This is a genomic window from Aggregatibacter segnis ATCC 33393 (genome assembly GCF_000185305.1).
Taxonomy (GTDB): Bacteria; Pseudomonadota; Gammaproteobacteria; order Enterobacterales; family Pasteurellaceae; genus Aggregatibacter; species Aggregatibacter segnis.
This window is the reverse complement of the sequence record NZ_GL622200.1, coordinates 692,609-719,192: the sequence shown is the minus strand read 5'-3', so window position 1 is coordinate 719,192 and position 26,584 is coordinate 692,609. Positions and strand designations below refer to the sequence as shown.

Below are 26,584 nucleotides of genomic sequence, written 5' to 3'. Positions count from 1 at the left end.
GTATTCTAGCTTAAAAAGCGAAAATTGTATCTAATTTAATGCTTTTTCTGCTAAAAAATCAGCAACTAAGCGCTCAATTTCTGCTGCCGTTGGTTGCTGTAACGCTTTTTCAGCTAAGAGTTTTGCATCTTGATAATTGACGTTACGAATTAATTTCTTAATGCGTGGCACAGAAATTGCACTCATACTAAACTCATCCAAGCCCATACCTAATAGTAAGATCGTGGCATTTTCATCACCAGCCAATTCACCGCACATACCGGTCCATTTTCCTTCCGCATGTGACGCATCAATGACTTGTTTAATCAAATTCAGCACAGACGGACTCATTGGGTTATACAAATGAGAAATGAGTTCATTGCCACGATCCACAGCCAACGTATATTGGGTTAAATCGTTCGTACCAATACTGAAGAAATCGACCTCTTTTGCTAAGAATTTGGCATTCACCGCAGCGGATGGGGTTTCCACCATAACACCGATTTGAATATTTTCATCAAAATCTTTGCCTTCATTACGTAATTCAACTTTTAATTCTTCAATCACAGATTTAAGTTCTCGAATTTCTTCCACAGAAATGATCATCGGGAACATAACGGCTAATCGACCGTAAGCGGATGCCCGTAACACCGCTCTTAATTGCGCATTTAAAATTTCACGACGATCCAACGCAATACGAATAGCACGCCAACCGAGGAATGGGTTCATTTCTTTCGGCAAATTCAAATACGGTAATTCTTTATCTCCACCGATATCCATGGTACGCAATATCACCAAGTTACCATTCATGGCTTCTACTACTTCTTTATAAGCAATAAATTGCTCTTCTTCGGTTGGTAGCTGATCGCGATCCATAAATAAGAATTCAGTACGATATAAACCCACGCCTTCTGCGCCGTTACGCTCGGCACCTTCAACATCGCGAATGGTCCCAATATTGGCCACCACATCCACGCGGTGTCCATCTAACGTCAATGCCGGTAAATCTTTTAATTTTGCCAATTCGGCTTTTTCTTCTGCTAACTTCGCTTGTAACGTTTTTAGACGCTGGATTTCGTCTTGGGAAGGGTTAACGTAAACCGCATTATTTAAGGCATCAAGAATTAAGAAATCACCTGTGTTCACCAACTCAGTAACATTGTTCGTCCCTACAATTGCAGGCAACTCAAGAGAACGTGCCATAATGGACGTATGTGATGTGCGACCGCCGATATCCGTCACAAAACCTAACACTTTGTCTAAATTTAGCTGTGCCGTTTCAGACGGCGTTAAATCATAGGCAACTAAAATCGCTTCTTCATTAATTTCGCCTAAATCAACAATGTGCATACCTAAAATATTTTTAATCAATCGATTGCCAATGTCGCGAATATCGCCGGCACGTTCTTTTAGGTATTCGTCATCAATTTCAGACAACATGGCGACTTGCTGATCAATAATTACATTGGCAGCTACGGCAGCATTCACCTTATTTGAACGAAGATAATCAAGAATTTCTTCCTCTAACTCCTCATCTTCCAGAATCATTAAATGGCCTTCGAAAATCGCCGCTTTTTCTTCCCCTAAAGAAGCATAAGCACGATCTTTAATTGAATTTAATTGTTCAACTGCCGCACTGCGCCCTTCATAAAAACGCGCGATTTCGGCATCAATTTGGCTTTCTTTAATTTTTTGCGTATCCAGAACAATTTTTTCTTCTTTAAGGACAAGCGCTTTACCAAAAACAATGCCGGGAGAGGCTGGAATTCCTGAAATCATAATGACCTTCTCTATTATCTAAATTCATTGATGTAAATTGAACAAAAATCAATCACCGAACAAATAAAACAAAGCCATAACTCACGGCTCTCCATGCTTTTATTAAAAACATAAGAACGCAAATTATGGCGACAGAATTATTCTAACGTAGGAATTAATGCAACAAGATGCTCAACCGCTTTTTCCGCATCTTCACCTTCAGCAGAAATCGTAATCACCGTCCCTTGAGTTAAGGCTAATGTTTGTAATTTAAATAAACTTTTTGCACTCGCACTTTTTCCTGCAGAAGTAACTGTAATATCTGCGGCAAATGCTTTTGCTTCTTTTACAAATTGTGCCGCCGGACGAGTATGCAAGCCGTTAGGTGCTGTGATTTCAACATCTTTTGAATACATATGATTTTCCTCTGGAAAAAGTGGATGGGATTCGTTAAATATTTATTTAAATAATAAAAATAAATATGATGCAGTATCAGACGAACACAATGAATGCGCAAGGCGATTTGGCTTAAAATTTGAATTAGATCACAAAAAAAAAGAAAAATCGGTCATTTCATTAACTAAAAGTTAACATGTCATACCTAAAAAATGGTAAACCACCTTTATTCAGCAGAAAAATGTCGCTGCGATTTCATTTCCTTTTTACTGGTCAACAAGCGATGGTAGTTTTCATAGCGAACAGCACTGATCTTGCCTTCTTCTACCGCCTGACGTAAGGCACATCCGGGATCATTTAAATGCTTACAATCACGGAACTTACAGGTGCCCAGCACGGTTTGGAATTCTCGATAACCTTTTGTAATCTGCTCATCTTCCAAATGCCACAAACCAAATTCACGGATGCCCGGTGAATCAATTAAACTACCACCCTGCGGTAAATGATATAAACGAGAAGAGGTCGTGGTGTGTTGTCCAAGACCCGAGGTTGAACTAATTTCCCCGACCAGCGCCGCCACATTCGGCAAAACGGCATTAATCAAACTGGATTTTCCCACACCGGATTGCCCTACAAAAATAGACACGCCATCCGATAAAAGTGCGGTCAGTTTTTCCAGATTTTTTTTATTTTGCGCTGAAACCATCAACGTTTGATAGCCGATATCACGATAAATTTTCAGCTGTGAATCCACGTCTTGCCATTGTTCTTCCGTCAGCATATCGGCTTTATTCAACACAATAATTGGTTCAATGTTGGCTTCTTCGCATACCACCAAATAACGATCAATAATATTCAGTGACAAACTTGGCAGTACGGAAGAAATGATAATAATACGATCAATATTGGCAGCGATGACTTTAATGCCATCATAATAATCCGGACGGGAAATTTCATTTTTGCGCCCATGAACCCCTTCAATTACGCCACTCACCCCTTGCAATTGTTCATTGCCTTGCCGCCAAATCACGCGATCCCCTACAACAACGCTCGCTAATGTACGACGCAAGTTACAACGAAAAATCTCGCCTTGCACATTTTCTACATCCGCATGACGGGCATAGCGTGTAACAACCAAGCCATCCTGCGACTCGCCCAACATCTCATCCTGCCAATCAATGTCTTTCTTCTGATGGCGATGTAATACCTTATGATTATTGGACTGAATTCGGCGTTTTTGATTTTGCGTTAATTTAGGTTTACTCATATAAGTGCGGTCGTTTTTTCTCGCGTTTTTCGCTAGAATAAGGAAAATTTTCGCATAGGATACCTTATATAATGACATTAGATAAACAAAATCTGATCTGGATTGATCTTGAAATGACAGGCTTAGATCCGGAAAAAGAACGCATTATTGAAATCGCGACGATTGTGACCGATAAAAATTTAAATATTCTTGCCGAAGGCCCTGTTTTAGCCATCCATCAATCTGACGAATTACTCAATAAAATGAGCGACTGGTGCGTGAAAACCCACACCGCCAATGGGCTGGTTGAACGTGTTAAAAACAGCAAATTAACCGAACGCGCCGCCGAATTACAAACCTTAGATTTTCTCAAAAAATACGTGCCGAAAGGGGTATCACCGATTTGTGGCAACAGTGTGGCACAAGACAAACGCTTTCTCTTTAAATATATGCCCGAGCTTGCAGACTACTTCCACTATCGCCACCTTGATGTCAGTACATTAAAAGAATTAGCCGCCCGCTGGAAACCGGAAATTCTGGACGGCTTTAGTAAACAAAACACCCATTTGGCCTTAGACGATATTCGCGAATCCATCAAAGAACTCGCTTACTATCGAGAACATTTTTTAAAGATGGACTAAATCGACGAATATATAAACAAGCGCATCATTTTCATGATTTTATACTTGCACTGCCTAAAAATATTCGTATAATGCCGTCTCATTCATTTGATGTGAATGCGGGAATAGCTCAGTTGGTAGAGCACGACCTTGCCAAGGTCGGGGTCGCGAGTTCGAGCCTCGTTTCCCGCTCCATTCTCAACATCAAATCTCTGCGGGAATAGCTCAGTTGGTAGAGCACGACCTTGCCAAGGTCGGGGTCGCGAGTTCGAGCCTCGTTTCCCGCTCCAAATTCACAATCCCTCGCTTTTGCGGGGGATTTTTTTTGCCTAGTTCGCAACTTTAATGATGAAATTTGCGCCATGACTCTTGGCAACGTTACGCAATCATAAAACTACATAATTCCCTCAAAGTGCGGTACAATCCAGCCTTATTTTTCAATCGGCGAAGAAGATGACTGAAACATTAATTCAATATATTTCTGATGAAAATGCCATGTGTGATTTTGGCAAAAAACTCATTGATGCCATTTGCCAAGTGCCAAATCATAAAGGCATTACACTTTATCTAAACGGAGAACTCGGTGCGGGAAAAACCACACTAAGCCGTGGCATGATTCAAGCGTTGGGTTATCAAGGCAATGTAAAAAGCCCTACTTATACGCTCGTGGAAGAATATAAAATTTCAGGAAAAAATATTTATCATTTTGACTTATATCGCCTGTCTGATCCGGAAGAACTTGAATTTATGGGCATCCGAGATTACTTCGCAGAAAACACAATTTGTTTAATTGAGTGGGCTGAAAAAGGTGTCGGTTTGCTCTCTGCACCGGATTTACTCGTCAATATTCATTACGCCAAACATGCCCGCAATATTGAATTAATTGCTAAATCTGAAACCGGTCGACACATTATTGAAAAACTGAATTAACCTTTTATCACAATGAAACCCAAAACGATGTTTAGATTTCTTTTGATTAACAGCCTTTTCTTTTTTGCACTCTCGGCGTTTGCAAATAATACTTGGACGATAGCGATCGACCCGGGCCATGGCGGAAAAGACCCCGGCGCAATCGGACACAATCTCAAAATTTATGAAAAAAATGTCACACTTTCCATCGCCAAAGAATTGAAAGCGTTACTGGATAAAGATCCTCACTTCCGTGCAGTACTTACCCGTAACGGCGATTATTTTATTTCCGTGCCACAGCGTTCAGAAATCGCCCGCAAATATAAAGCCAACTATTTAGTTTCCATCCATGCCGATTCCTCCGAAACCCCGAATTTACGCGGCGCTTCTGTGTGGGTTCTCTCCAATCGCCGCGCCAATGATGAAATGGGGCAATGGCTGGAAGATCATGAAAAACGCTCGGAATTACTCGGCGGTGCCGGTAACGTGCTTGCTTCACATAATGAAAAATACTTAGATCAAACCGTATTGGATTTACAATTTGGTCATAGCCAACGCGTAGGATATGAATTGGGCAATATCGTTTTACGCCATTTTTCCCAAATTGCCTCTTTAAGCCGTCCAACACCACGTCATGCCAGCCTTGGTGTTTTGCGCTCACCGGATATTCCCTCCATTTTGGTAGAAACCGGTTTTCTATCGAATCAAGAAGAAGAGCTTAAATTAAGTACGCCGGCATACCGTAAAAAAATCGCCCAAGTCATTTACAACGGTCTAGTGGAATACCGCCGTAAAAACTATAAAGACGAACCTAAAATTGCCACGGCAAAAACAGATGAAAAATCTACCGCACTTGAGACAAACGATAGCGCCTTACGCCACACCGTAAAATCTGGGGAAAGTCTAACAAAACTTGCCGCCAAATACGGCGTAAAAGCAGCGGACATTCTTGCTTTGAATAAATTAAAACACAAAGAATTACGAATCGGCGAAACCATTAAAATTCCAAGTAACGGCAAAAATAACGTCAAGGAAAACGTTGAAGAAAAAGAGAGTCAAACACAAGTTTCTCAGGAAAAACCCCAAGAGATTAAATCTGTCGACATTAAAGATAGTGGCATTCGTCACAGCGTAAAACGAGGCGAATCCTTAGGTAAATTAGCCCTAAAATATAAAGTTTCCTCTGCTGACATCCTTACGCTCAATAAACTCAAGCGAAAAGAACTCTTGGTGGGTGAAACCCTCAAAATTCCAGGAGATGCAAAAATAGAAGAAGCAAAACCAACTCAGTCGGTAAAAACAGAGAAAACACCAAAAACAAACGCCCCAAACGCCAAGGAAACCAAACCGGCAGAAACTAAGGCTACAGAAAAAAATAAAAAACAAGAGAAATCCAATAACAGCCCTACTAAGCCGAAAGAGCAAAGTAAAAATAAGGTGGAAGTCAAAGAAGCGATACCGAAATTCCATACGGTGCAAAAAAATGAAACGCTTTACTCCATCGCGCGTGAATATAAAGTTTCACCGAATAAACTGTTGAAATTAAATCCTAAATTAAAAGATGGCAAAGTGTTAAGCGGACAAAAAATCCAACTGCTTGACGATAATCCAGGGAAAAAATAATGACTATACGTATTTTATCGCCACAATTAGCCAACCAAATTGCTGCCGGAGAAGTGGTAGAACGCCCTGCTTCGGTGGTAAAAGAATTGGTGGAAAACAGCCTGGATGCCGGTGCCGATAAAATTCAAATTGATATAGAAAACGGTGGCGCAAGCCTTATTCGGATTCGCGACAACGGCATTGGCATTGCCAAGGAAGAATTGGCTTTAGCGCTTGCCCGTCATGCCACCAGTAAAATCGCTGATCTTGCCGATTTGGAAGCCATTTTAAGCTTGGGATTCCGTGGCGAAGCTCTTGCCAGTATCAGTTCCGTTTCTCGTTTAACCCTCACCTCTCGTACTGCAGAACAAAACGAAGCTTGGCAGGTCTATGCCCAAGGACGCGACATGGAAACCACCATTCAACCCGCATCCCATCCGGTGGGGACAACGGTTGAGGTGGCAAATTTATTTTTTAACACCCCTGCCCGCCGCAAATTTTTACGTTCCGAGAAAACCGAATTTTCTCATATTGATGAAGTCATTCGCCGTATTGCATTAGCCAAATTTAATATCAACTTTACCCTCACACATAATGGCAAAGTATTACGCCAATACAAAAGTGCGGTCACGAATGAACAAAAATTAAAACGTGTTGCGGCGATTTGTGGCGATGATTTTATTCAGAATGCGTTGCAAATTGATTGGAAACACGATGATCTGCATTTGTCCGGCTGGGTAGCTATGCCCCACTTTCATCGTCCGCAAAATGACTTAAATTATTGTTATGTAAATGGGCGAATGGTGCGCGATAAAATCATTACCCACGCTATTCGACAAGCCTATGCCGACTATTTAACCAACGAGCAGTACCCTGCTTTTGTGCTGTTTATTGATCTTAATCCAAATGATATTGATGTGAACGTACATCCTACCAAACATGAAGTGCGTTTCCAGCAATCTCGTTTGGTACATGATTTCATCACCCAAGGCATCAGCAATGCATTAGCCTCCGAGCCAATACCGTTGAATACACCGCCAACAGAATGTGGCGTGGAAGAACCTGCCGGTGTATGGGAAGTTTCCACACAGACAAAACCTAATCGCTCGGCTGCGGGACAAAATATATTTGCCCAACCGACAACAGTTTATTCTGCGAATGCCTACTCGGAAAACCGATATCACGAACAGCCAAAACAGCAAAAAAATCCACCGCACTTTTATGGTGGTTCGTCCCCTCGTGAGCCGATAACACCGAAGGTACTCGAGGCGCATAACGCATTGTGGACGTCTTCGGAAAAACTCGTGCAAAGCAACGTAACCGAAGTCAAAAAACCAAATACCAATTTCTTGCACGCCCTTGCATTAATTCAACATGAAGCCTTGTTGTTACAGCAAGAACAACGTTTTTATTTGCTCTCGCTTGCGCGTTTGCAACAACTCAAACAAACGCTGAATTTAACTTTGTTACCAACCTCTCAACCATTGTTGATTCCGATTATTTTCCGTTTATCAGATGCGCAATGGCAGGCATGGCTTCAACAAAAAACCTATTTCGAGCAAGTCGGCTTTGTTTTTATGGAAGAAGCAGCGCAACATAAAATTACGTTACAAAAAGTATCGGCACATTTGCGCCAACAAAACTTACAACACATGATTGTGTCGTTATTAGATCAATCTTTCGAAAATTTACCTGAATTTTTGACCGCACTTTTGGCACCTTTAGCCTCCCCGCCAATCACCGTGCTTGCCGATGCGGTAAATTTACTCACCGAAACAGAACAGTTACTCGCGAAACAGAAGCAAATTCGCCTGTTAGATTTACTCGTCGAAATTGACTGGCAGCCTTATTTAACTCAATTAACCCGCTAACTATGCAGCATTCAGAACACAAACCTTTAGCGATTTTTTTAATGGGGCCAACCGCTTCCGGTAAAACGGATTTGGCGATCCAGTTGCACCAACAGCTTCCCGTGGAAGTTATCAGCGTCGATTCTGCCCTGATTTATCGCGGCATGGACATTGGCACGGCGAAACCCTCAAAAGCCGAACTGGCACTGGCACCTCATCGCTTAATTGATATTTGCGATCCGGCGGAAAGTTATTCTGCGGCGAATTTCCGCACAGATTCTTTACGCGAAATGCAAGAGATTAGCGCACAAGGCAAAATTCCCTTATTGGTGGGCGGCACAATGTTGTATTACAAAGCCTTATTGGAAGGTCTGTCGCCCCTCCCCTCCGCAGACGACAAAGTGCGGTCGGAAATTGAGGCAAAAGCAGCACTTATCGGTTGGGGTGGATTACATCAAGAACTCAGTAAAATCGATCCGATTTCAGCACAACGTATTAACCCGAATGACTCGCAGCGGATTAACCGCGCATTAGAAGTCTTTTATTTAACTGGTAAGACCTTAACGCAATTAACAGCACAAAAAGGCGAAGCCTTGCCGTATGACATTCTGCAATTTGCGATTGCACCGGAACAACGAGAGGTCTTACATCTTCGAATTGAGCAGCGTTTTCACAAAATGATTGAACTTGGTTTTCAGCAAGAGGTCGAAAAATTGTACCGTCGTCCCGACTTAAACGAGAACCTGCCGTCTATTCGCTGTGTGGGTTATCGCCAAATGTGGGAATATTTACGCGGTGATTATGACCACGATGAGATGGTTTTTCGTGGTATCTGCGCCACCCGCCAATTAGCAAAACGCCAAATCACTTGGCTACGTGGTTGGACATCACCGATTCAATGGTTGGATAGTTTGCAACCGGCTCAAGCCCTTGAAAAAGTATTAACCTCGGTTTCAACGAAAGCGTAAAACACAGATTGCGCCTAGTGACTTTCAATATAATTGTTGCTATATTGATTCGCGGAGGCATACAGCTTGCTGTATTGTTTTAATTCATCATCTTTTACAAAAAGAAGGAAAGAAAAATGGCAAAAGGACAATCTCTACAAGATCCTTACTTGAATGCACTACGTCGTGAACGCATTCCCGTTTCAATCTATTTAGTAAACGGTATCAAATTACAAGGGCAAATCGAATCGTTTGACCAATTCGTGATTTTGTTGAAAAACACCGTAAATCAAATGGTTTATAAACACGCAATTTCAACTGTTGTTCCAGCACGTTCTGTCGCGCATCACAATGCGAACCAACAGCAACAACACCAAGTACAACAACAGGAAACTCCTTCTGTAGAAAACAATATTGATGCTCAAGCAGAATAACAAAGCGGAAAATATTGGCTAATTTACTCGGTAATTTAACTCAACAACGTTTAACTGAAAGTGCGGTGGATTCTGCAGAAATTTCCACCGCACTTTTTGCGTCTGAAAATCCCCAAAAAAATGAACATCACGCATTGAACTATGCCATTATCGTGCACTGTTTTTTTGATGGGCAGAAAAATTTAGATGATTTAAACGAATTTCAACTCCTCGCCAAATCTGCCCAGGCAGAGATTCTCACCGTCATTACCGGTAGCCGCAGCTCGCCACAAGCCAAGTATTTTGTTGGGCAAGGCAAAGCGGAAGAAATTGCCGATGCGGTCAAACAATACCAAGCCGATTTAATTTTAGTAAATCATACGTTAACGCCTGCACAAGCCCGTAATCTAGAAAGCTTGTGTGATTGTCGCGTGGTGGATCGCAACGGCTTAATTTTAGATATTTTCGCTCAACGCGCCCGCTCTCACGAAGGGAAATTACAAGTGGAACTGGCCCAGTTAAAACACCTCGCCACACGTTTGGTGCGTCGTAAAACCGGGTTAGATCAACAAAAAGGTGCGGTGGGGTTGCGTGGTCCCGGTGAAACTCAACTGGAAACCGACCGCCGTTTAATTAAAGTGCGTATCAACCAGTTACAAAATCGCTTGGAAAAAGTTGCCAAGCAACGTAATCAGAATCGTCAAACGCGCCAAAAAGCAGATATCCCGACCATTTCCTTAGTGGGTTACACCAATGCCGGAAAATCTACCCTGTTTAATTTATTGACCGCTGCCAATGTGTATGCGGCGGATCAGTTATTTGCTACGCTCGATCCCACATTACGCCGTCTCAGTTTAAAAGATGTCGGCACAACGATTTTGGCGGACACAGTAGGCTTTCTACGGGATTTGCCCCACGATTTAATTTCTGCTTTCAAATCCACCCTACAGGAAACCACCGAAGCCGCATTATTGCTCCATGTGGTTGATTGCGCCGATCCCCGCAAATTAGAAAATATCGAGGCGGTGAATCAAGTGCTGGAAGAAATCGGTGCACAAGATGTGCCACGATTATTGGTGTACAACAAAATTGATCAACTGGAAAACGTAACGCCACACATCGAATACGATGAAAAACACCAGCCAAGTGCGGTCTATATTTCGGCTAATTCTGCAGATGGCCTTGAACTTTTATTGGAAGCTATTCGTGTTCGTTTAACAGACTATATTCTCCAATTCCCACTTCAACTTTCACCGTCAGAAGGAAAAATTCGTCATGCGCTGTATGAACTCAATTGCGTGGAAAAAGAAGAAATCAGTGAATATGGTGAGTTTTTATTGAGTATTCGTCTTGAAAAAACAGAATGGCTGAAACTGGTGAAACGTTTTCCGACACTTGAAGCATTTAATCCAATTTAGCCGGAAGAAGACTAGGATTTGCCAATCCCGTATTGGCGTAATTTATTGGCGATTGCCGTGTGGGAAACCCCTAAACGCGCGGCAAGTTTTCGGGAGCTAGGGTATTGGGCATAAAATTTGGTCAGCACTGCCGCTTCAAATCGTCCCACCATTTCCTCTAAGGTTGCACCCTCCATCATCAAGCCCTCCACCTCTTGCGATACAGAGACTGATGTTTCCAAGCCTAGATCCTCAATGCGCAACTGATTGTCTTTCGTTAAAGAAACTGCGCGGTACAAGGCATTATAGAGTTCACGAATATTACCGAACCAAGGATATTGTTGAAGATAATGTAAAAATTCAGCATCAAAGTGCGGTGCGGAAATGGCGAGTCTTTCACTGATTTCACGAATAAATTGACGAGCTAGTAGTTCAATATCTTCCACGCGATCTCGCAACCGAGGCAAGTTTAACGTCAGCACATTTAATCGATGAAATAAATCACTGCGCATTTTGCCTTGTTCTACATAATGTTGTAGTGGCTGTTGTGTGGTGCAAATCACGCGAACATTGGCGTAATGTTCCTCTTCCTCACCCACACGACGAAAAGTGCCATCACTTAAAAAACGGAGCAGCTTTGCCTGTAAGGTTAAGGGCAACTCCTCTACCCCGTCCAACAACACCGTGCCGCCATCCGCATATTCAAAAAAACCAATAAATTCGCCATCTTTATTGCGTCGCCCGAACATTTCCGTTTCCGCATCTTCTCCCGGAATACCGGCGCAATTCACCGCAAGAAATTCCTTGTTCCGACGCACACTAAAATCATGGCAAGCTTTGGCAATCACATCTTTTCCTGTGCCGGTTTCCCCTTGAATCAATAATGGCGCATCCAATAAGGCAAATTTTTTCGCTTTGGCGATAATGTCCTGCATTTGCGGATTTCGCGTCACGATATGAGAAAAAGCATCAATATTTGGGGACGTTGCCATAAAAAGCCTCGAGAAGTAAAAAGCACATTCAATAGAAAACGGTTGTCATGATACCGTTACAACAAAAAATCGCCAACCACTTTGGCAAGTTTTATTTACAGTTTACACTTTATCTTTTTGCTTCACTTTCAAGTTCTCAAAAATACTCGCGCCGAGATGACTCAATAATTCTTTATGAATATGAGATAAACGCGGTTTTTCATTCGCCTCAAATGCCAACGGACGACAAAATTCCATGGCTTTAATACCCAATCGCGCTGTCAGTAAACCAACACCAATTCCCTGTGCGGCACGGGCGGAAAGTTTAGCTGTAAGATCTTGCGAGAGCCAATTCACGCCAAGATCTTGAATCAATTCTGTCGCTCCGGCAAAGGCCATATTCACCAACACCATGCGCAACAAACGAAGGCGGCTGACATAGCCCAATTCAATGCCATAAAGCCGTGCAATTTGGTTGACCAAACGGATGTTGCGCCAAGCAATAAAAAACATATCTGCCAACGCCAGCGGGCTAATTGCCACTAATGCGGCCGATTCCGTCGTTGCTTTGTTAATCAGTTTTTTGGCCTGTTTATCAAAAGGGAGCAATACATTTTGGCTGAACAAATGCAATACTTCCGGCACGGAATAAGATTCGTTCATTTGCTGACGCCACTTCGCCAAATCGCTTTGTTGTGGATCAAGCTTCATTAATTTGCCCATTTGCTCACACAATGCGATCGCTTGTTGATGGCTTTCTACTGGAAATTCACCGTGAGAAACGACCGCACTTTTTAGCCATTCACGGCTTTGATGCTGCATTTCACCCCGCTTACGCAAGTACACCAAACGTCGCCATTCTCCGATGATGGCAGAAATACCAAGTAACACCGCTAAACATAACACCAAGGAAAAGGCAAAATAGATCCATTGATTTTGCTGCCAAGTATCCACCAGCCATTGCACGGACTGCGCCACTGTCGCCGTAAGAAATAAAAGTGCGGCGCCAATCAGGGCACGTTTCCACCAACGCGGTGGCGGTTGAACACTTTGTTCAAATTGCACTTCTAACAATTCACCTTCCAACGGCACATTGTCTGCATCCGTATCCGGCACAGCCTGTTCTTCATGAAATTCCTGCTTGGCGATGAAAGCATCCTGTTGTTCAACCTGCTCCTGTTGACTAAAAATCGTTTTTTCCATTCTGCTTGCTCCTGTTATAACTTATCGCCCAGTAAAAATTGTAATACGGCATCCATTCGTAAGTGCGGTATGTTTTCGCCTTGTTCTAAACGGCGCGGTTCAAACTGATCAAATTCAAATTTTTGATGTTGCCAAAAATCAGCACTCGGCAATTTACTCGGCACACTGCCGGGATAAAGCGTGACTTTTTGCAAATCGCTACTCCGCACGCCTTGAATCGCTTTAAATTGACGACCATGTTGATTTACCACCATCTGTTGCGTTGCCCGAATAGACGCAATGGCGGTGTAATCGGTAGTAATATCGGCAAACTCCACGTAACGCCCGCCTTCCTGGACTAACTGGCGCATGAGGCTGACCAAATTCGGCAACTGTTCGGTGGTGATATGATCTGCTTTTGTGGCAATAAACATCAATTTATCGATTTTCGGCGAAAAAAGACGGTTCAAGAAATTACGTTTGCCGTAATGAAAATTACGAAACAGTTGATGTAACGCTAATTGCATGTCCTCAAACGCTTCGCGGCTGTGATTCAACGGCGTTAAGCAATCTGCCAAAATTACTTGCCGATCAAAGGTGGAAAAATACTGTTGATAAAAATCTTTCACAATGTGCCGACGGTAATAATCGTAGCGTTTTTGCAACACTGCAAAATAGCTGTTTTCTTTCGCTTCATTCTTCAATTGTTGCCATTGTGATTCGGTTAAATGCAACAAAGGGAAGAATTGCAAAGCCGGCGCACCGTCTAATTCACCTGGTAACACAAATCGCCCCGGCTGAATAAAATGCAATCCGTGCTGTTTGCATTGCCATAAATAATCGGTGTAATCCTTGGCAAGTTGCGCCAAAATATCCTCATCTGCCGGCGCAGTTAAATTCACGTTTTGAGTTTTTTCCAACCAACTTTGCGCCAATTTCAAATGTGTCGTATTAAACTGTCGTTGCAACTCCAGCGACCATTGCTGAAAATCCAAATCCAACAACGGCAAATCCAACAGCCACTCTCCCGGATAATCAAAAATATCCAGATACAACGTCCCTTTTTCTTTCACATGACGCAATAAACCGCCACTGCGCTGATAACGAATCGCCAGACGTGTTTCACTTACGCCTTTGGTGGACTGTGGCCACTTCGGTGGTTGTTGCGACAATGAGTTAAGATTGCCTTCATAATCAAAACGAGGAACGGACAAATCCAATTGCGGAATACGCTTTGCCGCAATAATGCCATGTCGGCGTGCCGCATCAAACAAAGGAAGATGGCTATTATCGACGTGATTAATATGTAACAACTGATTAATTAAACTCGTAATAAAGGCAGTCTTCCCACTTCGACTCAACCCCGTCACGGCAATTCGTAACGTACGATCCAAACCGCGATTAACCAGTTCATTTAATTCTTTTTGCAGGTGATTTAGCATAGTTTTCGTTCTTTATGATTAAGGCTATATGACTAGATAATGGGCGATATTATACCGAAAAAATGAAGAGGCGCTTAATTTGCTTGGGATTAAGGAAATAATGGAAGAAAAGTGCGGTGGAAAAAGCATATGTTTTATTCTGACAAAAAACAGTGCTGATACATGATCTGTGTTGAGTCAGTAGTATTTAGAAATGAAAAATTTGTTGTGTTACAAGGCTATCACTATAATCCCAAGTTCTAGGAAAGAACTATTTTAAAAGAGTACCAACAAGAATAAATCGATGTATTCCCTTTTCCAATTTTAGATGTCTCTAATTTGATGAAACACTATCTACTATTGGTTAACATTTTTATACAATTAATTTTCTAACCTATCTTTGGCTTTATTAATTTTGGCTCCCATAGCTGTAACATATAGAGCTGCATCAACAATCTGATTGCTAGAAAACCCCTCTCTCGAAGGCAGATTATATTTAATAAAAATAACTTTTTTATTCTCATCTACGAAAAGATTCGGCATTTGTTGAGACTCAAGACTAAATTTATTTAATTTTTCCAACGAAAACCCTTTTTCAGAGATTACCCAAGATAAAAATTCAAAACCCATATCGTCGCTCGTAATAATTACTGCATTTTTTTCACCACGTAATTTAAAGACTAAAGAATCGTCAGCATCAGAGATAAACTTAAATCCACTTTTAATCATAAAATCGATAATTTCTTGATCTGAATAATGTTTTTTACTTCAACCAGAGAAATATCTGAGTTATTTTCTTTTGCAACAACCTGTGTTGAAACGGCTGAGCCACTTGAAATTAAAGATAGTCCTATAATATATATACCCGTTTTTAAGCGTTTATTCATAAATTCCACCGCCATTTGGATTACGAGTTGGATTAGTTGATGTCTGATCTCGCATTTGCGCATCAATATCAGTTGAATAACTTATTTGATCCATTGGTTGAGAAAGATCGTACTTGTATTGATTACCTCGGTTATCTTGGTATCTTCTTTGACCATTAACAAAAATCGGGATTAGCATATTATCCTCTGTATTAAGAAAATTTTATTTAGCAAGATGTTTTGTTAGTCTCTATGTAAAGAAACTAACCCCCAGTATACTGGGGGCAAAAACAACTGGAATTTGTTCACATATTCAATACTATTCAAACAAATACAAAAAACGCCTTGCAATTTGCTTTCATCTATTAGGTTAAGCTGAACAGACACGATTCAGTCTTATCAACATGACAGTAATCTGATTAGGCCAATTTATGCCAAGCCACTTTTTAGCCTAGATACTAAAAATGCATCGAAAAATCCCCCCCCACATCTCACGTAATACCAACCGACTTGCTTAAGTTACTGAAAAAAGTGCGGTCATTTTGGGCGACAAATATCCAGAAGCGGCAGATTCGCTAGAATATCCACGGAATATATCTTACAATTTGGCATTCATTTTAGCCTGTTGATCCGTTTATGATGTTGTATAAAAAATTGATTGCGCCCGTTTGTTTGTTTGCTTTTGCAGTAAATTCTGCGATGGCGGCACCGCGCGTGCCCGAAGAACTGACGGACAATGGATTAATTTATTGCACACACGCCTCCGGCTTTTCCTTTAATCCGCAAACGGCGGATGCGGGAACCAGTATGAACGTGGTAACAGAGCAGATTTACAATAAACTGTTTGAAATTTCGAATACGGCTGCCGAGCCAATCCCTGTATTGGCACAATCTTACTCGCTTTCGCCAGATGGCAAAGTGATTACCATTCATTTACGTCGCGGGATTAAATTCCATCAGACCGATTGGTTTAAACCGACCCGTGATTTTAATGCGGATGATGTCGTGTTTTCGCTCAATCGGGTGTTAGGTTATGAGACATACTTACCGACGTTAGAACAAACCTCCGTCAGCTATAAAAATCCGCAATATCGTATTTTCCATGAACAGGCGAAAAAGGTGCGCTTTCCTTATTTTGAAAGCATTAAGCTAAACCAAAAAATTGAATCGGTGAAAGCCATCAATCCGCATACGGTAGAGATTACCTTATTCAAACCTGATGCTTCTATTTTGTCTCACTTAGCAAGTCAATACGCCATTATTTTCTCGCAAGAATATGCCGTACAGCTCAATGCCGATGATAATTTAGTGCAACTGGATACCTTGCCTGTCGGCACCGGCCCGTATAAAGTCAAAAACTATTTCCGCAATCAATATGTGCGTTTAGAAAAAAACGAAGACTATTGGAAAAAAGAAGCTAAAATTCATGACATTCTGATTGATTTATCCGCAGATCGCACTGGGCGCTTAGTGAAATTCTTTAACGGTGAATGCCAAATTGCCTCCTATCCGGAAGTCAGTCAGTTAGGGTTACTGAAGGAAAATGACGCACGCTATTATATGAAAAGTGTTGAAGGGATGAATTTGTCGTATTTGGCGTTTAATTTCCAAAAAACAGCAATTCAAGATCCAGCATTGCGACACGCAATCTCACAAGCCATTAATCGAAAAAGAATCATTAAAACGATTTATCACAACACAGCGACAGTGGCGAATAATATTATTCCGAATATTTCGTGGGCTTCAAGCGTGAATACGCCGGATTTTGAGTATGACTTTATGCCATTGAAAGCCAAACAAGTGTTACAAGATAAAAAATTAAGCTTGACGATGTGGGTGATTAATGAAGAACAGGTATATAACCCGGCTCCGCTTAAAATGGCAGAATTAATTAAATCAGATCTTGCGAATGCCGGCGTAGAAGTGAAAATTCGTCCGGTTACACGAACATTTTTAATTGAGCAATTACATAATAAATCTGAAGACTACGACATGATTTTAACCGGTTGGCTCGGGGGAAATTTAGATCCCGACAGTTTTATGCGCCCGATTTTAAGTTGTAGCACCTCAAACGAAATTACCAATTTATCCAACTGGTGCAACGAAAAATTCGATCACATCATGGATAGTGCATTAGATAGTTCCAATCAACAGATTCGTTCCGAAGCTTACAACCAAGCACAGGAATTAATTTTATCGGAATTGCCGATCATCCCTATTGCAAACGTCAAACGAGTTTTGGTCGCCAATGGGCGCGTACAAAATATTGAGATGAGCCCCTTCGGCACTTTGAATTTCTCGACGCTATCACTACGAAAAGGACACAAGTAATGTTTAATTCTCTGATTCGACAATGTGTTTTTCTCGTTTTAACGTTCCTTATCCTAACATTAATCAGTTACCTGATTTTGATGCAAGATCCGCTTAATGCCGAATTAATGACACCGCACTTTTACAGTGGCTATTTTCATTATTTGGTGCGCCTTATCCAAGGTGACTTAGGCATCAGCTATAACGGTGGCGAAGCCCTTAAATCGACTATTTTTACCGTGCTCCCACCAACATTAGAACTCTGTTTTTGTGCGATTTTACTGGCAACATTGTTCGGTATTCCCCTTGGGCTCATCGGTGCAATTTATCCTGCTAATTTTATCGGAAAAACCATCCGCACTTTATCTGCTGTTGGCCTCTCCTTGCCGGTATTTTGGATTGCGCCGATTTTACTGTATTTTTCTGCAATTAATGCATGGGAAATTTCTGCAATCGGGCAATACAATTTACTTTATGAAATCAAGCCGATTAGCGGTTTCCCAATTATTGACGTTTGGTTTGTTGAAGCGCCTTATCGGATTAAAATCATCCAAAACGTTTTACAACACTTGGCATTACCAACCTTAGTTTTAACCATTTTACCCACCATGGAAATCGTACGTTTAGTACAACAGCGAGCAGAATTTATCTTCCAGCAAAACTACGTCAAAGTTGCTTCTACACGAGGTTGGTCGAAATTTAGCGTGTTACGTAAATACGTTTTACGCAACACCTTGCCTTTGTTAATTCCTCACACCACCCGTTTATTTACGTTGGTGATTACACAATGTATGTTGGTTGAAAATACCTTAGGTTGGCCGGGAATCGGACGTTGGTTAATTGATGCCGTCACACAGCAAGACTACAACAGTATTTCAGCCGGCATCATTACTATCGGGCTTTGTATTATTATCATTAAAGTGGCATCTGAAAGCTTAATCTTTATTTTGGATCCGTTAAATAAGAAGGGTTGGCATGCAAGATAGAGAACCTGAAGATTTTCGCGAAAGCGACACATTAAAGCATATTTGGGCACTCTTCCGAGAAGATCGCATTGCGCTTTTCAGTTTCTATGCTCTTTTAGTGCTGATTTTGACCGCACTTTTTAGTCCATTCATTGCCCCCTACTCTGCTGAAATGCAATTTATCGGACAAGAACTTATGCCGCCTTCTTGGGCCAATAACGGCCAGATCGCCTATTTTTTAGGAACCGATGATATTGGTCGGGATGTGCTCAGTCGTATTATTATCGGCACCACCTACACCGTTGGCACGGCGATTATTGTGGTTATTCTGACCGCCCTTATTGGCGGTGGGCTTGGCATTTGGGCAGGCATGTCGCAAGGCATTAAATCTCGTGTACTGGGGCATTTTTTAGATGCGTTCCTCACCATTCCGGTGTTACTCGTGGCAATCATTATCGCTACCTTAATGGAACCAAGTTTAATTAACGCCATGTTGGCAATCACCTTGGCATTACTGCCTTATTTCGTACATGAAATTTATCGTAGTATTCAAGCTGAACTCAAAAAAGAATATGTACTGATGTTACGCTTAGACGGCATCTCTAACAGCGTATTACTGAAAGAAACCATCTTACCCAACATTGCGCCACAATATATTCAAGAAATTTCCCGCGCATTTACAATTGCCATTTTGGATATTAGTGCCCTCAGTTTTATTTCTCTCGGCGCGCAACGCCCTGCACCGGAATGGGGGGCGATGATAAAAGACTCCTTAGAATTAATTTATTTAGCCCCTTGGACGGTTATTCTGCCGGGACTTGCAATTATCATCAGCGTATTAATTGGCTTGGTGTTTACCAATGGGCTATGCCGAGCAATTACCAAATATTATGAGTAGATAACTATGGCACTCTTAGATATTCGCAATCTTCGCATTGATATCCAAACTCCAAATGGGTTAATTCGTATTGTCGATAATGTCAGTTTTACAATTGATGAAGGGGAAATTTGCGGCTTAGTCGGTGAATCCGGTTCGGGCAAAAGCCTCATTGCTAAAGTTATCTGTAATGCCTTTAAAGATTCTTGGATTGTTACCGCTGATCGTTTCCGTTTTAATGATGTTGAATTGCTAAAACTCACACCGGCACAACGTCGTAAACTTGTGGGTAAAGAAATTTCAATGGTGTTCCAAGACCCGTTAACCTGTCTTGATCCTAGCCAGAAAATTGGTAAACAACTCATCCAAAGTATCCCGGGATGGACATTTAAAGGTCGTTGGTGGCAACGTTTATTTAATTGGAAAAAACGTCGCGCCATTGAGTTACTGCACCGCGTCGGAATCAAAGAACACAAAGATATCATGCGCAGTTACCCTCATGAATTAACGGAAGGAGAAGGGCAAAAAGTCATGATTGCCATTGCCGTGGCAAACCAACCTCGTTTGTTGATTGCCGATGAACCGGCAAATTCAGTGGAGTCGATTACAAAAGTGCAAATATTCCGTCTGCTTTCAAGTATGAATCAAAACCAAGGTACATCCATTTTACTTGCCAGTAATGACATCAACACTATCAGCGAATGGTGTGATTCGTTTATTGTGCTGTATTGCGGACAGAATGCGGAATCCGGCCCTAAAGAGAATATTTTAGAAACCCCACATCACCCCTATACTCAAGCCTTGTTGCATTCCATTCCGGATTTCACCCAACCTTTGCCTTTTAAAGGTCAGCTTGGCACCCTCAAAGGTTCGGTTCCTCTACTGGAACAAATGCCGATTGGCTGTCGTCTTGGCCCGCGTTGTCCATTTGCGCAGAAAAAATGTATCGTAAAACCAACCGCACTTCGTATTAAACAGCATGAATTTTTCTGCCATTTCCCAATCAATTTACGGGAAAAGAAAATCAAAGAAAAAGAATTGATTCAACCGCTCACTTTAAGCTCCGATCAAGAATAAAGGAAAGAAAATGCCATTATTACAAGTGGAAGATCTCACAAAATCATTTAAAAATACGCTCGGTCTGCTTAACCCCGGTCATTTTCGCGCAGTAGAAGAAATCAGTTTTTCCCTCGAAGCGGGCAAAACATTGGCGATTATCGGACGTAATGGCTCAGGAAAATCTACCCTGGCAAAAATGATCGTAGGCATCACCGAACCCACTTCAGGCAAAATCCTATTCAAAGATAAACCACTCACTTTCGGTGATTACAACTATCGCTCCAAACATATCCGCATGGTGTTTCAGGATCCGAATACGGCGTTTAATCCACGTCTCAATGTAGGGCAAATTCTTGATACCCCCTTGTTATTAGCCACCCATCTAAACGAGCAAGAACGAAATCAGAAAATTTTTAACATTTTGAAATTAGTGGGAATGCATCCTGATCATGCCAACATCAAAATTAATACGCTTTCCGTGAGCCAAAAACAGCGTATTGCCCTTGCTCGAGCGTTAATTTTAGATCCACAAATTATCATTATTGATGATGCGGTCGGGTCATTAGATACCACGGTCAAAACCCAACTGACTAATTTAATGCTCGAGTTACAAAACAAACTGGGACTTGCCTATATTTATGTTGGTCAGCATTTGGGGATTATTAAGCATATTGCCGATGAAATTTTAGTGATGGAAGACGGCGTGATGATTGAATATGGTGAGACACGTTCAATTTTCACCGATCCACAAACGGATATTACTAAACGACTAATCGAAAGCCATTTTGGTAAAATTTTGGATGACTCTTCTTGGGAGAAATACCAAGACTAAAAAATCCAATGCCTTCAATAAGAAAAAGTGCGGTAGGTAATTGCGATAAAAATTTTCATTAAATCAATTCAAGTCGAATTAACTTAGAGGGAAGAAAAAGAAGGTGGCTGGGGTACTAGGATTCGAACCTAGGGATGCCGAGATCAAAACCCGGTGCCTTACCGCTTGGCGATACCCCAATAGATTTTTATTAGAAGTAGAAACTGAGAATAGTATGGCTGGGGTACTAGGATTCGAACCTAGGGATGCCGAGATCAAAACCCGGTGCCTTACCGCTTGGCGATACCCCAACTACTATATTGATATCAATGAAATAAATGGTGCGGGACGAGGGACTTGAACCCACACACCTCGCGGCGCCGGAACCTAAATCCGGTGCGTCTACCAATTTCGCCAGTCCCGCAAATATGGTGGCTATGACGGGATTCGAACCTGTGACCCCAACATTATGAGTGTTGTGCTCTAACCAACTGAGCTACATAGCCATTTATTTGCAATCATCTCATTGACTTTGCGGGGCGTATTATGCGGATATTGCCCCTACTCGTCAACCATTTTTTTGGGAAAATAAATAAAATTAGATCATTCGGATAGAGATTAAACAAATCGCGTTAATTTTACTCAACGCTTAGTTTACTCCTCACTCAACCTAAATGATTTTTAGTCACTCCGACACTCAAAAATATTCTTTTTGAGGACCGCTCTTTTCTCTTGAAGATTTATTCTTCAATTAAACGGCGCAATAAACTGCCGTCAAACAACGCACGTTTCACTAAGGCGAAAGCCCCTATCACATCTTCATTGCTAAGCTCTGATGCGACTAATGGCGTATTTTGGACAAACGCCGGCAAGGCATGACTTTCCAAGGTGCGACGAATTGCGGCAAATAAGACATTTTTGGCTTGGGTTATTTCACCGGAAATCACGATTTTTTCCGGATTAAACATATTGACGCTCATTGCCAACACACGCCCGATTTGTGTACCAACGTGTTCAATTAACTCTGTGGCTACCGCATCTTGCTTATTGCTGGCTTTGCAAATTGCCTCAATGTCATGGGCTTCCAAAGAAAGCCATTTACTTTGGTAACCGTCTTCCAATAACTCTGACATTTTATTTTCAATCGCTGAATTACTCACAACGGTTTCTAAGCAGCCCACATTGCCACACATACAACGTTTTCCTAACGGATCCACCTGAATATGCCCAATTTCGCCCACATTCTTTTTATAGCCGGAAAAGAGTTCGTGATTAATCACAATTCCCGCACCAACACCGCGATGAATACGCAATAGCAACGAATCGTAACAATCTTTCGTGACACCAAAATAGTGCTCCGCAAGAGCTAAACTACGCACATCATGCCCGATATAGGTAGGTAAATTGAAACGTTCGGCAACGTGATTTGCCAAGTCCCAAGGCGTGCTTAAGTCAAAGTGCGGAACCTGTTCAATCATGTTGCTTTTAACATCCACAAAACCAGGAACAGTGATACCGATAGCAATAAACTCACTGCTACGTTTTTGATTTTCTTGAATAAATTCATCCAAGCGTTGAAATAAAAACTGTTCAAATGCTTGTGGTGTTGGGTAATTCTCAAGCGTAAAAACGGATTTATTCACTAATTTGGCGGACAAATCCATAATGGCTAACGTTAAATGCTCACGTCCAATGCCCACTAAAATAGAACGAAAATGTTTATGTTCCGCCACAATCGAGGTTGCACGACGCCCACCGGTAGATTCTTGTTGTTCTACTTCTTTAATTAAACCGCGAGCAAGTAAATGACGGGTGATTTTAGTCACACTTGCCGGAGCAAGTTGGCTTATTTCAGAGATTTGAATACGGGAAATAGGACCTTGCTGATCGATGAGCTTATACACCACCGCACTATTCATTTGTTTTACTAGATCAACGTTCGCGATTTGAGGACTTTCTCGCATTTTTTTCTCCCGTAAAAGTAAATTGACTGATTTTAAACGGCATTTAAATACATTCGGAACGGCTATTCATCGTCCATTCCCAAGGCTTTAGAAAAGGTTTGCAGACCCACCGCATTACCGTTTTTCACCATGGTTTGCATGGCTTTTGTCGGCGAATGGATCAATTTATTCATTAATTTATAACTTAATTCTTGTAGTACTTGTTCCGCCTCTTCGCCTTGTTGTAAGGAAGCTATCGCTTTTTCCAGCAAATCCTGACGAGTAAGCTCCGCCTCTTCACGATAACGACGGATCAAATTAGAAAACTGATGGACTTTCAACCACGCAAAGAAATCCGCGCATTCCGCCTGAATAATTTCCTTTGCCTGCGCAGAGGCTTGTTCCCGTTGGTTTAAATTATGTTGAATGATATTTTGTAAATCATCTACCGTATAGTGATAAACACTGTCTAATTCCGCCGCACTTTCTTCAATGTCACGCGGTACGGCAATATCCACCAACAACATCGGACGATAGCGGCGCATGATTTGCGCCTTTTCAACCATGTTGCGGCTCATCAGAATATGCGGGCTGCCGGTAGAGCTAATCACAATATCCGCTTGATTTAAGCCCTGCTGTAACTGTTCTAACGGCAGGATTTGAATATTCGCCGTTGTATCCAATTTCTCCACGAGGGCTTCTGCGCGGGCTAAAGTGCGGTTGGAAATCACCATGTTTTTTACACCGTGACGCAATAAATGACGACAAACCAATTCAATGGTTTCCCCTGCGCCCACTAATAAAATGGTTAATTCGCTCAGCGATTCAAAAATTTGGCGCGCTAAACTGCAAGCAGCGTATGCCACAGATACCGCACTTTCACCAATATTGGTTTCTGTACGCACGCGTTTTGCCGTGGAAAATGTTTTTTGAAATAAACGGGATAATTCGCCGGAAATAGCTTGCTGTTCTTGTTGATAGTGCTGCTCGCTCATTTGATAAGCTTGCTTCACTTGTCCCAAAATTTGTGGCTCGCCTAAAATCAATGAATCCAAGCCACACGCCACTTCCATTAAGTGATTGACGGCAGGCAGGTTTTCATAAGTGTAAAGGCAACGCTGAAGCTCGGCTAAGTCCAGTTGATGAATTTCAGCGAACCATTGTACAGCTTGGCGAATCCAATGTTGCGTTTCTTGTGGCGGGACGGTTTTATTGTGCAGGTAAACTTCAGTTCGGTTACAAGTGGATAAAATCACTGCACTTTCGGCTAATTCAATTTGCCGAATATGACGCAAAGCAAAAGCACGTTTTTCGTCAGAAAAAGCAACTTTTTCCCGTAAGGCAACAGAGGCGGTTTTGTGATTAATACCAAGAACTAAAATCGTCATAAAAAATACATGAAAAATCACCGCACTTTATTATGTTGACACAACAAATACGGCAACATTTATCCCACTAAAATATAAAAAATAGACATAAAAACGGGCTATATTCTAGCTGAATTGCCCATGTTTGGGCAAATTAGCGCAAGAAAAAAGCCATTAATCTGCAATTTTATTGCGAAGCATCAAATTTCTAAAACGTATCTTTTGCTTGGCGTAATTGGGTAAATTGCGCCAAGTTAGTTGCCGTTAAAAACGGATTAATGTGTTTTTCCAAGCCTATCGTGGTGGGTAGACTTGGTTTATTTTCAGCCCGTAATTGCGCCACCAAAACACGATGATTTTCCACCGCACTTTTGTTTGCCCAAATGTTTTGCACAAACGCCAAATTGCTTAACGTATATTCATGCCCCGGGCAAACGATGGTGTCGTCAGGCAACGCTGCAAAACGCTGCATGGTAGCGAACATTTGCGCATAATCACCGGTAAACACCCGTCCGCAGCCGGCGGAGAATAACGCATCACCGCAAAACAAATGCCCATCCACCCAATAACTCACATGCTGCGCCGTATGCCCGCCACTGGGCAATACTTGAATTCGATAATGTTCGGTGATAAGGTCGCCTTCATTAATCACCTGCGTCAGCCCACAAGCAGCACACTCTGCCGGACCATAAATCGGTACTTGTGGGAAACGTTGCTTGAACGCCGCAACACCGTTCGTGTGATCCGCATGGTTGTGCGTGAGCAACAACGCATCAACGGAGAGATGTTGTTCTTCCAACAAGTGAAACAGCTTGTCGGTTTCAGGCAAATCAACGATGAGCAACGGTAAATTTTCCCGTGCATAAAGCCAAATATAATTATCGTTTAACGCAGGAATCGGAATTAACATAGAACCTCGGAGTTACCATGATGTGGCGTGCTAAATATGAAAAGTCACTGGCGATGCCCACCGGTTGGCAACAACTGCCAAATGGGCGCGCTTATTGTAACGCATTAAACGCTTATTTTGCCCCTTGGTTTACAAAAATTTGTGGTTATCAGATTCTGAAAATTGGCGGACTTAGCGCAGAAATCCAATGTGATTTGCCCTTGCGCCACCAAATTAGCCTCAGCGAAAAAATAGCGGAAAATTTGACCGTACTTTTAGACGATCATCATTCAGTTGTACAAGCCAAGCTCACCGAACTCCCCTTTATTCAACAGCAGTTGGATGCTTGTGTGTTGGCCAACACGCTGAATTTTGTCCAAGATCCCCATCAAGTGTTGCGAGAAACTCACCGCGTTCTCAATGATGACGGCTATTTATTTCTCAGTCTGTTTAATCCGCTTAACGGCCTATTTTTTAAATCAAAAATGGGAGACTTCCCCGCGCGTCATTATTGCATTTGGCGGATCATCGATTGGTTGGAATTACTCAACTTTGATATTTTGGAACAGCGGAATTTGGCGCTATCCCATCAAACCGCCGGTTGGTTTGCCCCGCTGACGGTTATCGTGACGCAAAAACGCACCTACCCGTTGACGCTTAATCCGCAAAAAGTGCGGTCAAAAATCCCGGCGTTTTTACAACCGGCAGAAGCGTTGAAACAAGCCGAAGATCTTTAGTCTTTGAAGAAAAAAATAACGGTCAGAAATAAATCTATTTCTGACCGTTCACATTCATAGCGAAGAAAA

At 41.9% G+C, this 26,584-nt stretch carries 24 protein-coding genes and 6 tRNA genes; 15 read left to right on the top strand and 15 right to left on the bottom strand.

Annotated elements, in window-relative coordinates:
- Window positions 1–30: 30 nt before the first annotated feature.
- From ptsI to rsgA, 3 genes are all read right to left on the bottom strand, one after another.
- On the bottom strand, window positions 31–1,758 hold the full coding sequence (gene ptsI, locus HMPREF9064_RS05980) for a phosphoenolpyruvate-protein phosphotransferase PtsI (protein ID WP_006717735.1): 1,728 nt from the start codon (window positions 1,756–1,758) through the stop codon (window positions 31–33).
- A gap of 137 nt (window positions 1,759–1,895) precedes the next feature.
- Window positions 1,896–2,153, bottom strand: a complete 258-nt coding sequence (gene ptsH / locus HMPREF9064_RS05985; protein ID WP_006717733.1) for a phosphocarrier protein Hpr — start codon at window positions 2,151–2,153, stop codon at window positions 1,896–1,898.
- 206 nt (window positions 2,154–2,359) lie between these two features.
- Complete coding sequence (gene rsgA, locus HMPREF9064_RS05990; RefSeq protein ID WP_032997825.1) at window positions 2,360–3,400, bottom strand: small ribosomal subunit biogenesis GTPase RsgA; 1,041 nt, start codon at window positions 3,398–3,400, stop codon at window positions 2,360–2,362.
- A gap of 71 nt (window positions 3,401–3,471) precedes the next feature.
- Between rsgA and orn the strand changes: the two genes are divergently transcribed.
- From orn to hflX, 9 genes are all read left to right on the top strand, one after another.
- On the top strand, window positions 3,472–4,020 hold the full coding sequence (gene orn, locus HMPREF9064_RS05995; protein ID WP_006717727.1) for an oligoribonuclease: 549 nt from the start codon (window positions 3,472–3,474) through the stop codon (window positions 4,018–4,020).
- Window positions 4,021–4,118: 98 nt separating this feature from the next.
- Window positions 4,119–4,194 (top strand) — tRNA-Gly (locus HMPREF9064_RS06000).
- A 19-nt stretch (window positions 4,195–4,213) separates the two neighbouring features.
- Window positions 4,214–4,289 (top strand) — tRNA-Gly (locus HMPREF9064_RS06005).
- A 163-nt stretch (window positions 4,290–4,452) separates the two neighbouring features.
- Entirely contained in the window at window positions 4,453–4,929 is a 477-nt protein-coding gene (gene tsaE, locus HMPREF9064_RS06010) for a tRNA (adenosine(37)-N6)-threonylcarbamoyltransferase complex ATPase subunit type 1 TsaE (protein ID WP_006717725.1), read from the top strand.
- 12 nt (window positions 4,930–4,941) lie between these two features.
- Complete coding sequence (locus HMPREF9064_RS06015; RefSeq protein ID WP_006717723.1) at window positions 4,942–6,531, top strand: N-acetylmuramoyl-L-alanine amidase; 1,590 nt, start codon at window positions 4,942–4,944, stop codon at window positions 6,529–6,531.
- Complete coding sequence (gene mutL, locus HMPREF9064_RS06020) at window positions 6,531–8,381, top strand: DNA mismatch repair endonuclease MutL (RefSeq protein ID WP_006717721.1); 1,851 nt, start codon at window positions 6,531–6,533, stop codon at window positions 8,379–8,381. Before HMPREF9064_RS06015 ends, mutL begins: the two co-directional genes overlap by 1 nt.
- Before the next feature lie 2 nt (window positions 8,382–8,383).
- Window positions 8,384–9,328, top strand: coding sequence for a tRNA (adenosine(37)-N6)-dimethylallyltransferase MiaA (gene miaA, locus HMPREF9064_RS06025; protein ID WP_006717719.1), 945 nt, complete (start codon window positions 8,384–8,386; stop codon window positions 9,326–9,328).
- A gap of 116 nt (window positions 9,329–9,444) precedes the next feature.
- Entirely contained in the window at window positions 9,445–9,741 is a 297-nt protein-coding gene (gene hfq / locus HMPREF9064_RS06030) for an RNA chaperone Hfq (RefSeq protein WP_006717716.1), read from the top strand.
- 14 nt (window positions 9,742–9,755) lie between these two features.
- Entirely contained in the window at window positions 9,756–11,138 is a 1,383-nt protein-coding gene (gene hflX, locus HMPREF9064_RS06035) for a ribosome rescue GTPase HflX (RefSeq protein WP_006717714.1), read from the top strand.
- 11 nt (window positions 11,139–11,149) lie between these two features.
- On the opposite strand, the gene HMPREF9064_RS06040 is transcribed toward hflX, so the two are convergent.
- The 5 genes from HMPREF9064_RS06040 to HMPREF9064_RS09885 form a co-directional block, all read right to left on the bottom strand.
- Window positions 11,150–12,109, bottom strand: a complete 960-nt coding sequence (locus tag HMPREF9064_RS06040; protein ID WP_006717712.1) for a sigma 54-interacting transcriptional regulator — start codon at window positions 12,107–12,109, stop codon at window positions 11,150–11,152.
- A 102-nt stretch (window positions 12,110–12,211) separates the two neighbouring features.
- Window positions 12,212–13,291 (bottom strand): TIGR01620 family protein, encoded by a 1,080-nt coding sequence (locus tag HMPREF9064_RS06045; RefSeq protein ID WP_006717709.1) that lies wholly within the window; start codon window positions 13,289–13,291, stop codon window positions 12,212–12,214.
- 14 nt (window positions 13,292–13,305) lie between these two features.
- Window positions 13,306–14,712 (bottom strand): YcjX family GTP-binding protein, encoded by a 1,407-nt coding sequence (locus HMPREF9064_RS06050; RefSeq protein WP_006717708.1) that lies wholly within the window; start codon window positions 14,710–14,712, stop codon window positions 13,306–13,308.
- A gap of 360 nt (window positions 14,713–15,072) precedes the next feature.
- A complete protein-coding gene (locus HMPREF9064_RS06055) occupies window positions 15,073–15,420 on the bottom strand; it encodes a hypothetical protein (RefSeq protein ID WP_006717706.1) in 348 nt (115 codons plus the stop codon).
- Window positions 15,417–15,578 carry a hypothetical protein gene (locus HMPREF9064_RS09885; RefSeq protein ID WP_155811783.1) on the bottom strand — a complete coding sequence of 54 codons (162 nt, stop codon included), beginning with the start codon at window positions 15,576–15,578 and terminating at the stop codon, window positions 15,417–15,419. Before HMPREF9064_RS09885 ends, HMPREF9064_RS06055 begins: the two co-directional genes overlap by 4 nt.
- A gap of 618 nt (window positions 15,579–16,196) precedes the next feature.
- Between HMPREF9064_RS09885 and HMPREF9064_RS06060 the strand changes: the two genes are divergently transcribed.
- From HMPREF9064_RS06060 to HMPREF9064_RS06080, 5 genes are read left to right on the top strand one after another with little or no spacing between them, the layout of a single operon-like run.
- The gene (locus tag HMPREF9064_RS06060) at window positions 16,197–17,888 is read left to right on the top strand and encodes an ABC transporter substrate-binding protein (RefSeq protein WP_032998112.1); all 1,692 of its coding nucleotides are present in this window, start codon (window positions 16,197–16,199) and stop codon (window positions 17,886–17,888) included.
- On the top strand, window positions 17,888–18,853 hold the full coding sequence (locus HMPREF9064_RS06065; RefSeq protein WP_006717697.1) for an ABC transporter permease: 966 nt from the start codon (window positions 17,888–17,890) through the stop codon (window positions 18,851–18,853). The genes HMPREF9064_RS06060 and HMPREF9064_RS06065 overlap by 1 nt, the downstream gene beginning before the upstream one ends.
- Entirely contained in the window at window positions 18,843–19,730 is an 888-nt protein-coding gene (locus HMPREF9064_RS06070) for an ABC transporter permease subunit (protein ID WP_006717696.1), read from the top strand. Before HMPREF9064_RS06065 ends, HMPREF9064_RS06070 begins: the two co-directional genes overlap by 11 nt.
- Window positions 19,731–19,736: 6 nt before the next feature.
- Window positions 19,737–20,786, top strand: a complete 1,050-nt coding sequence (locus HMPREF9064_RS06075; RefSeq protein WP_006717693.1) for a peptide ABC transporter ATP-binding protein — start codon at window positions 19,737–19,739, stop codon at window positions 20,784–20,786.
- 10 nt (window positions 20,787–20,796) lie between these two features.
- The gene (locus tag HMPREF9064_RS06080; protein WP_006717691.1) at window positions 20,797–21,600 is read left to right on the top strand and encodes a peptide ABC transporter ATP-binding protein; all 804 of its coding nucleotides are present in this window, start codon (window positions 20,797–20,799) and stop codon (window positions 21,598–21,600) included.
- Window positions 21,601–21,704: 104 nt separating this feature from the next.
- Here the strand turns inward: HMPREF9064_RS06080 and HMPREF9064_RS06085 are convergent.
- The 7 genes from HMPREF9064_RS06085 to gloB form a co-directional block, all read right to left on the bottom strand.
- Window positions 21,705–21,779: transfer RNA gene (locus HMPREF9064_RS06085), tRNA-Gln, on the bottom strand.
- A gap of 36 nt (window positions 21,780–21,815) precedes the next feature.
- A tRNA-Gln gene (locus HMPREF9064_RS06090) sits at window positions 21,816–21,890 on the bottom strand.
- Between the two features lie 28 nt (window positions 21,891–21,918).
- A tRNA-Leu gene (locus tag HMPREF9064_RS06095) sits at window positions 21,919–22,003 on the bottom strand.
- A gap of 5 nt (window positions 22,004–22,008) precedes the next feature.
- Window positions 22,009–22,085, bottom strand: a tRNA-Met gene (locus tag HMPREF9064_RS06100).
- 234 nt (window positions 22,086–22,319) lie between these two features.
- Entirely contained in the window at window positions 22,320–23,543 is a 1,224-nt protein-coding gene (locus HMPREF9064_RS06105) for an ROK family protein (protein ID WP_006717689.1), read from the bottom strand.
- Between the two features lie 62 nt (window positions 23,544–23,605).
- The gene (hemA, locus tag HMPREF9064_RS06110; RefSeq protein WP_006717687.1) at window positions 23,606–24,910 is read right to left on the bottom strand and encodes a glutamyl-tRNA reductase; all 1,305 of its coding nucleotides are present in this window, start codon (window positions 24,908–24,910) and stop codon (window positions 23,606–23,608) included.
- A gap of 187 nt (window positions 24,911–25,097) precedes the next feature.
- Window positions 25,098–25,799: a hydroxyacylglutathione hydrolase gene (gene gloB, locus HMPREF9064_RS06115; protein WP_006717685.1), complete on the bottom strand. Its 702-nt coding sequence runs from the start codon at window positions 25,797–25,799 to the stop codon at window positions 25,098–25,100.
- A gap of 20 nt (window positions 25,800–25,819) precedes the next feature.
- Between gloB and HMPREF9064_RS06120 the strand changes: the two genes are divergently transcribed.
- Window positions 25,820–26,515, top strand: coding sequence for a class I SAM-dependent methyltransferase (locus HMPREF9064_RS06120; protein WP_032998110.1), 696 nt, complete (start codon window positions 25,820–25,822; stop codon window positions 26,513–26,515).
- Window positions 26,516–26,584: the final 69 nt, after the last annotated feature.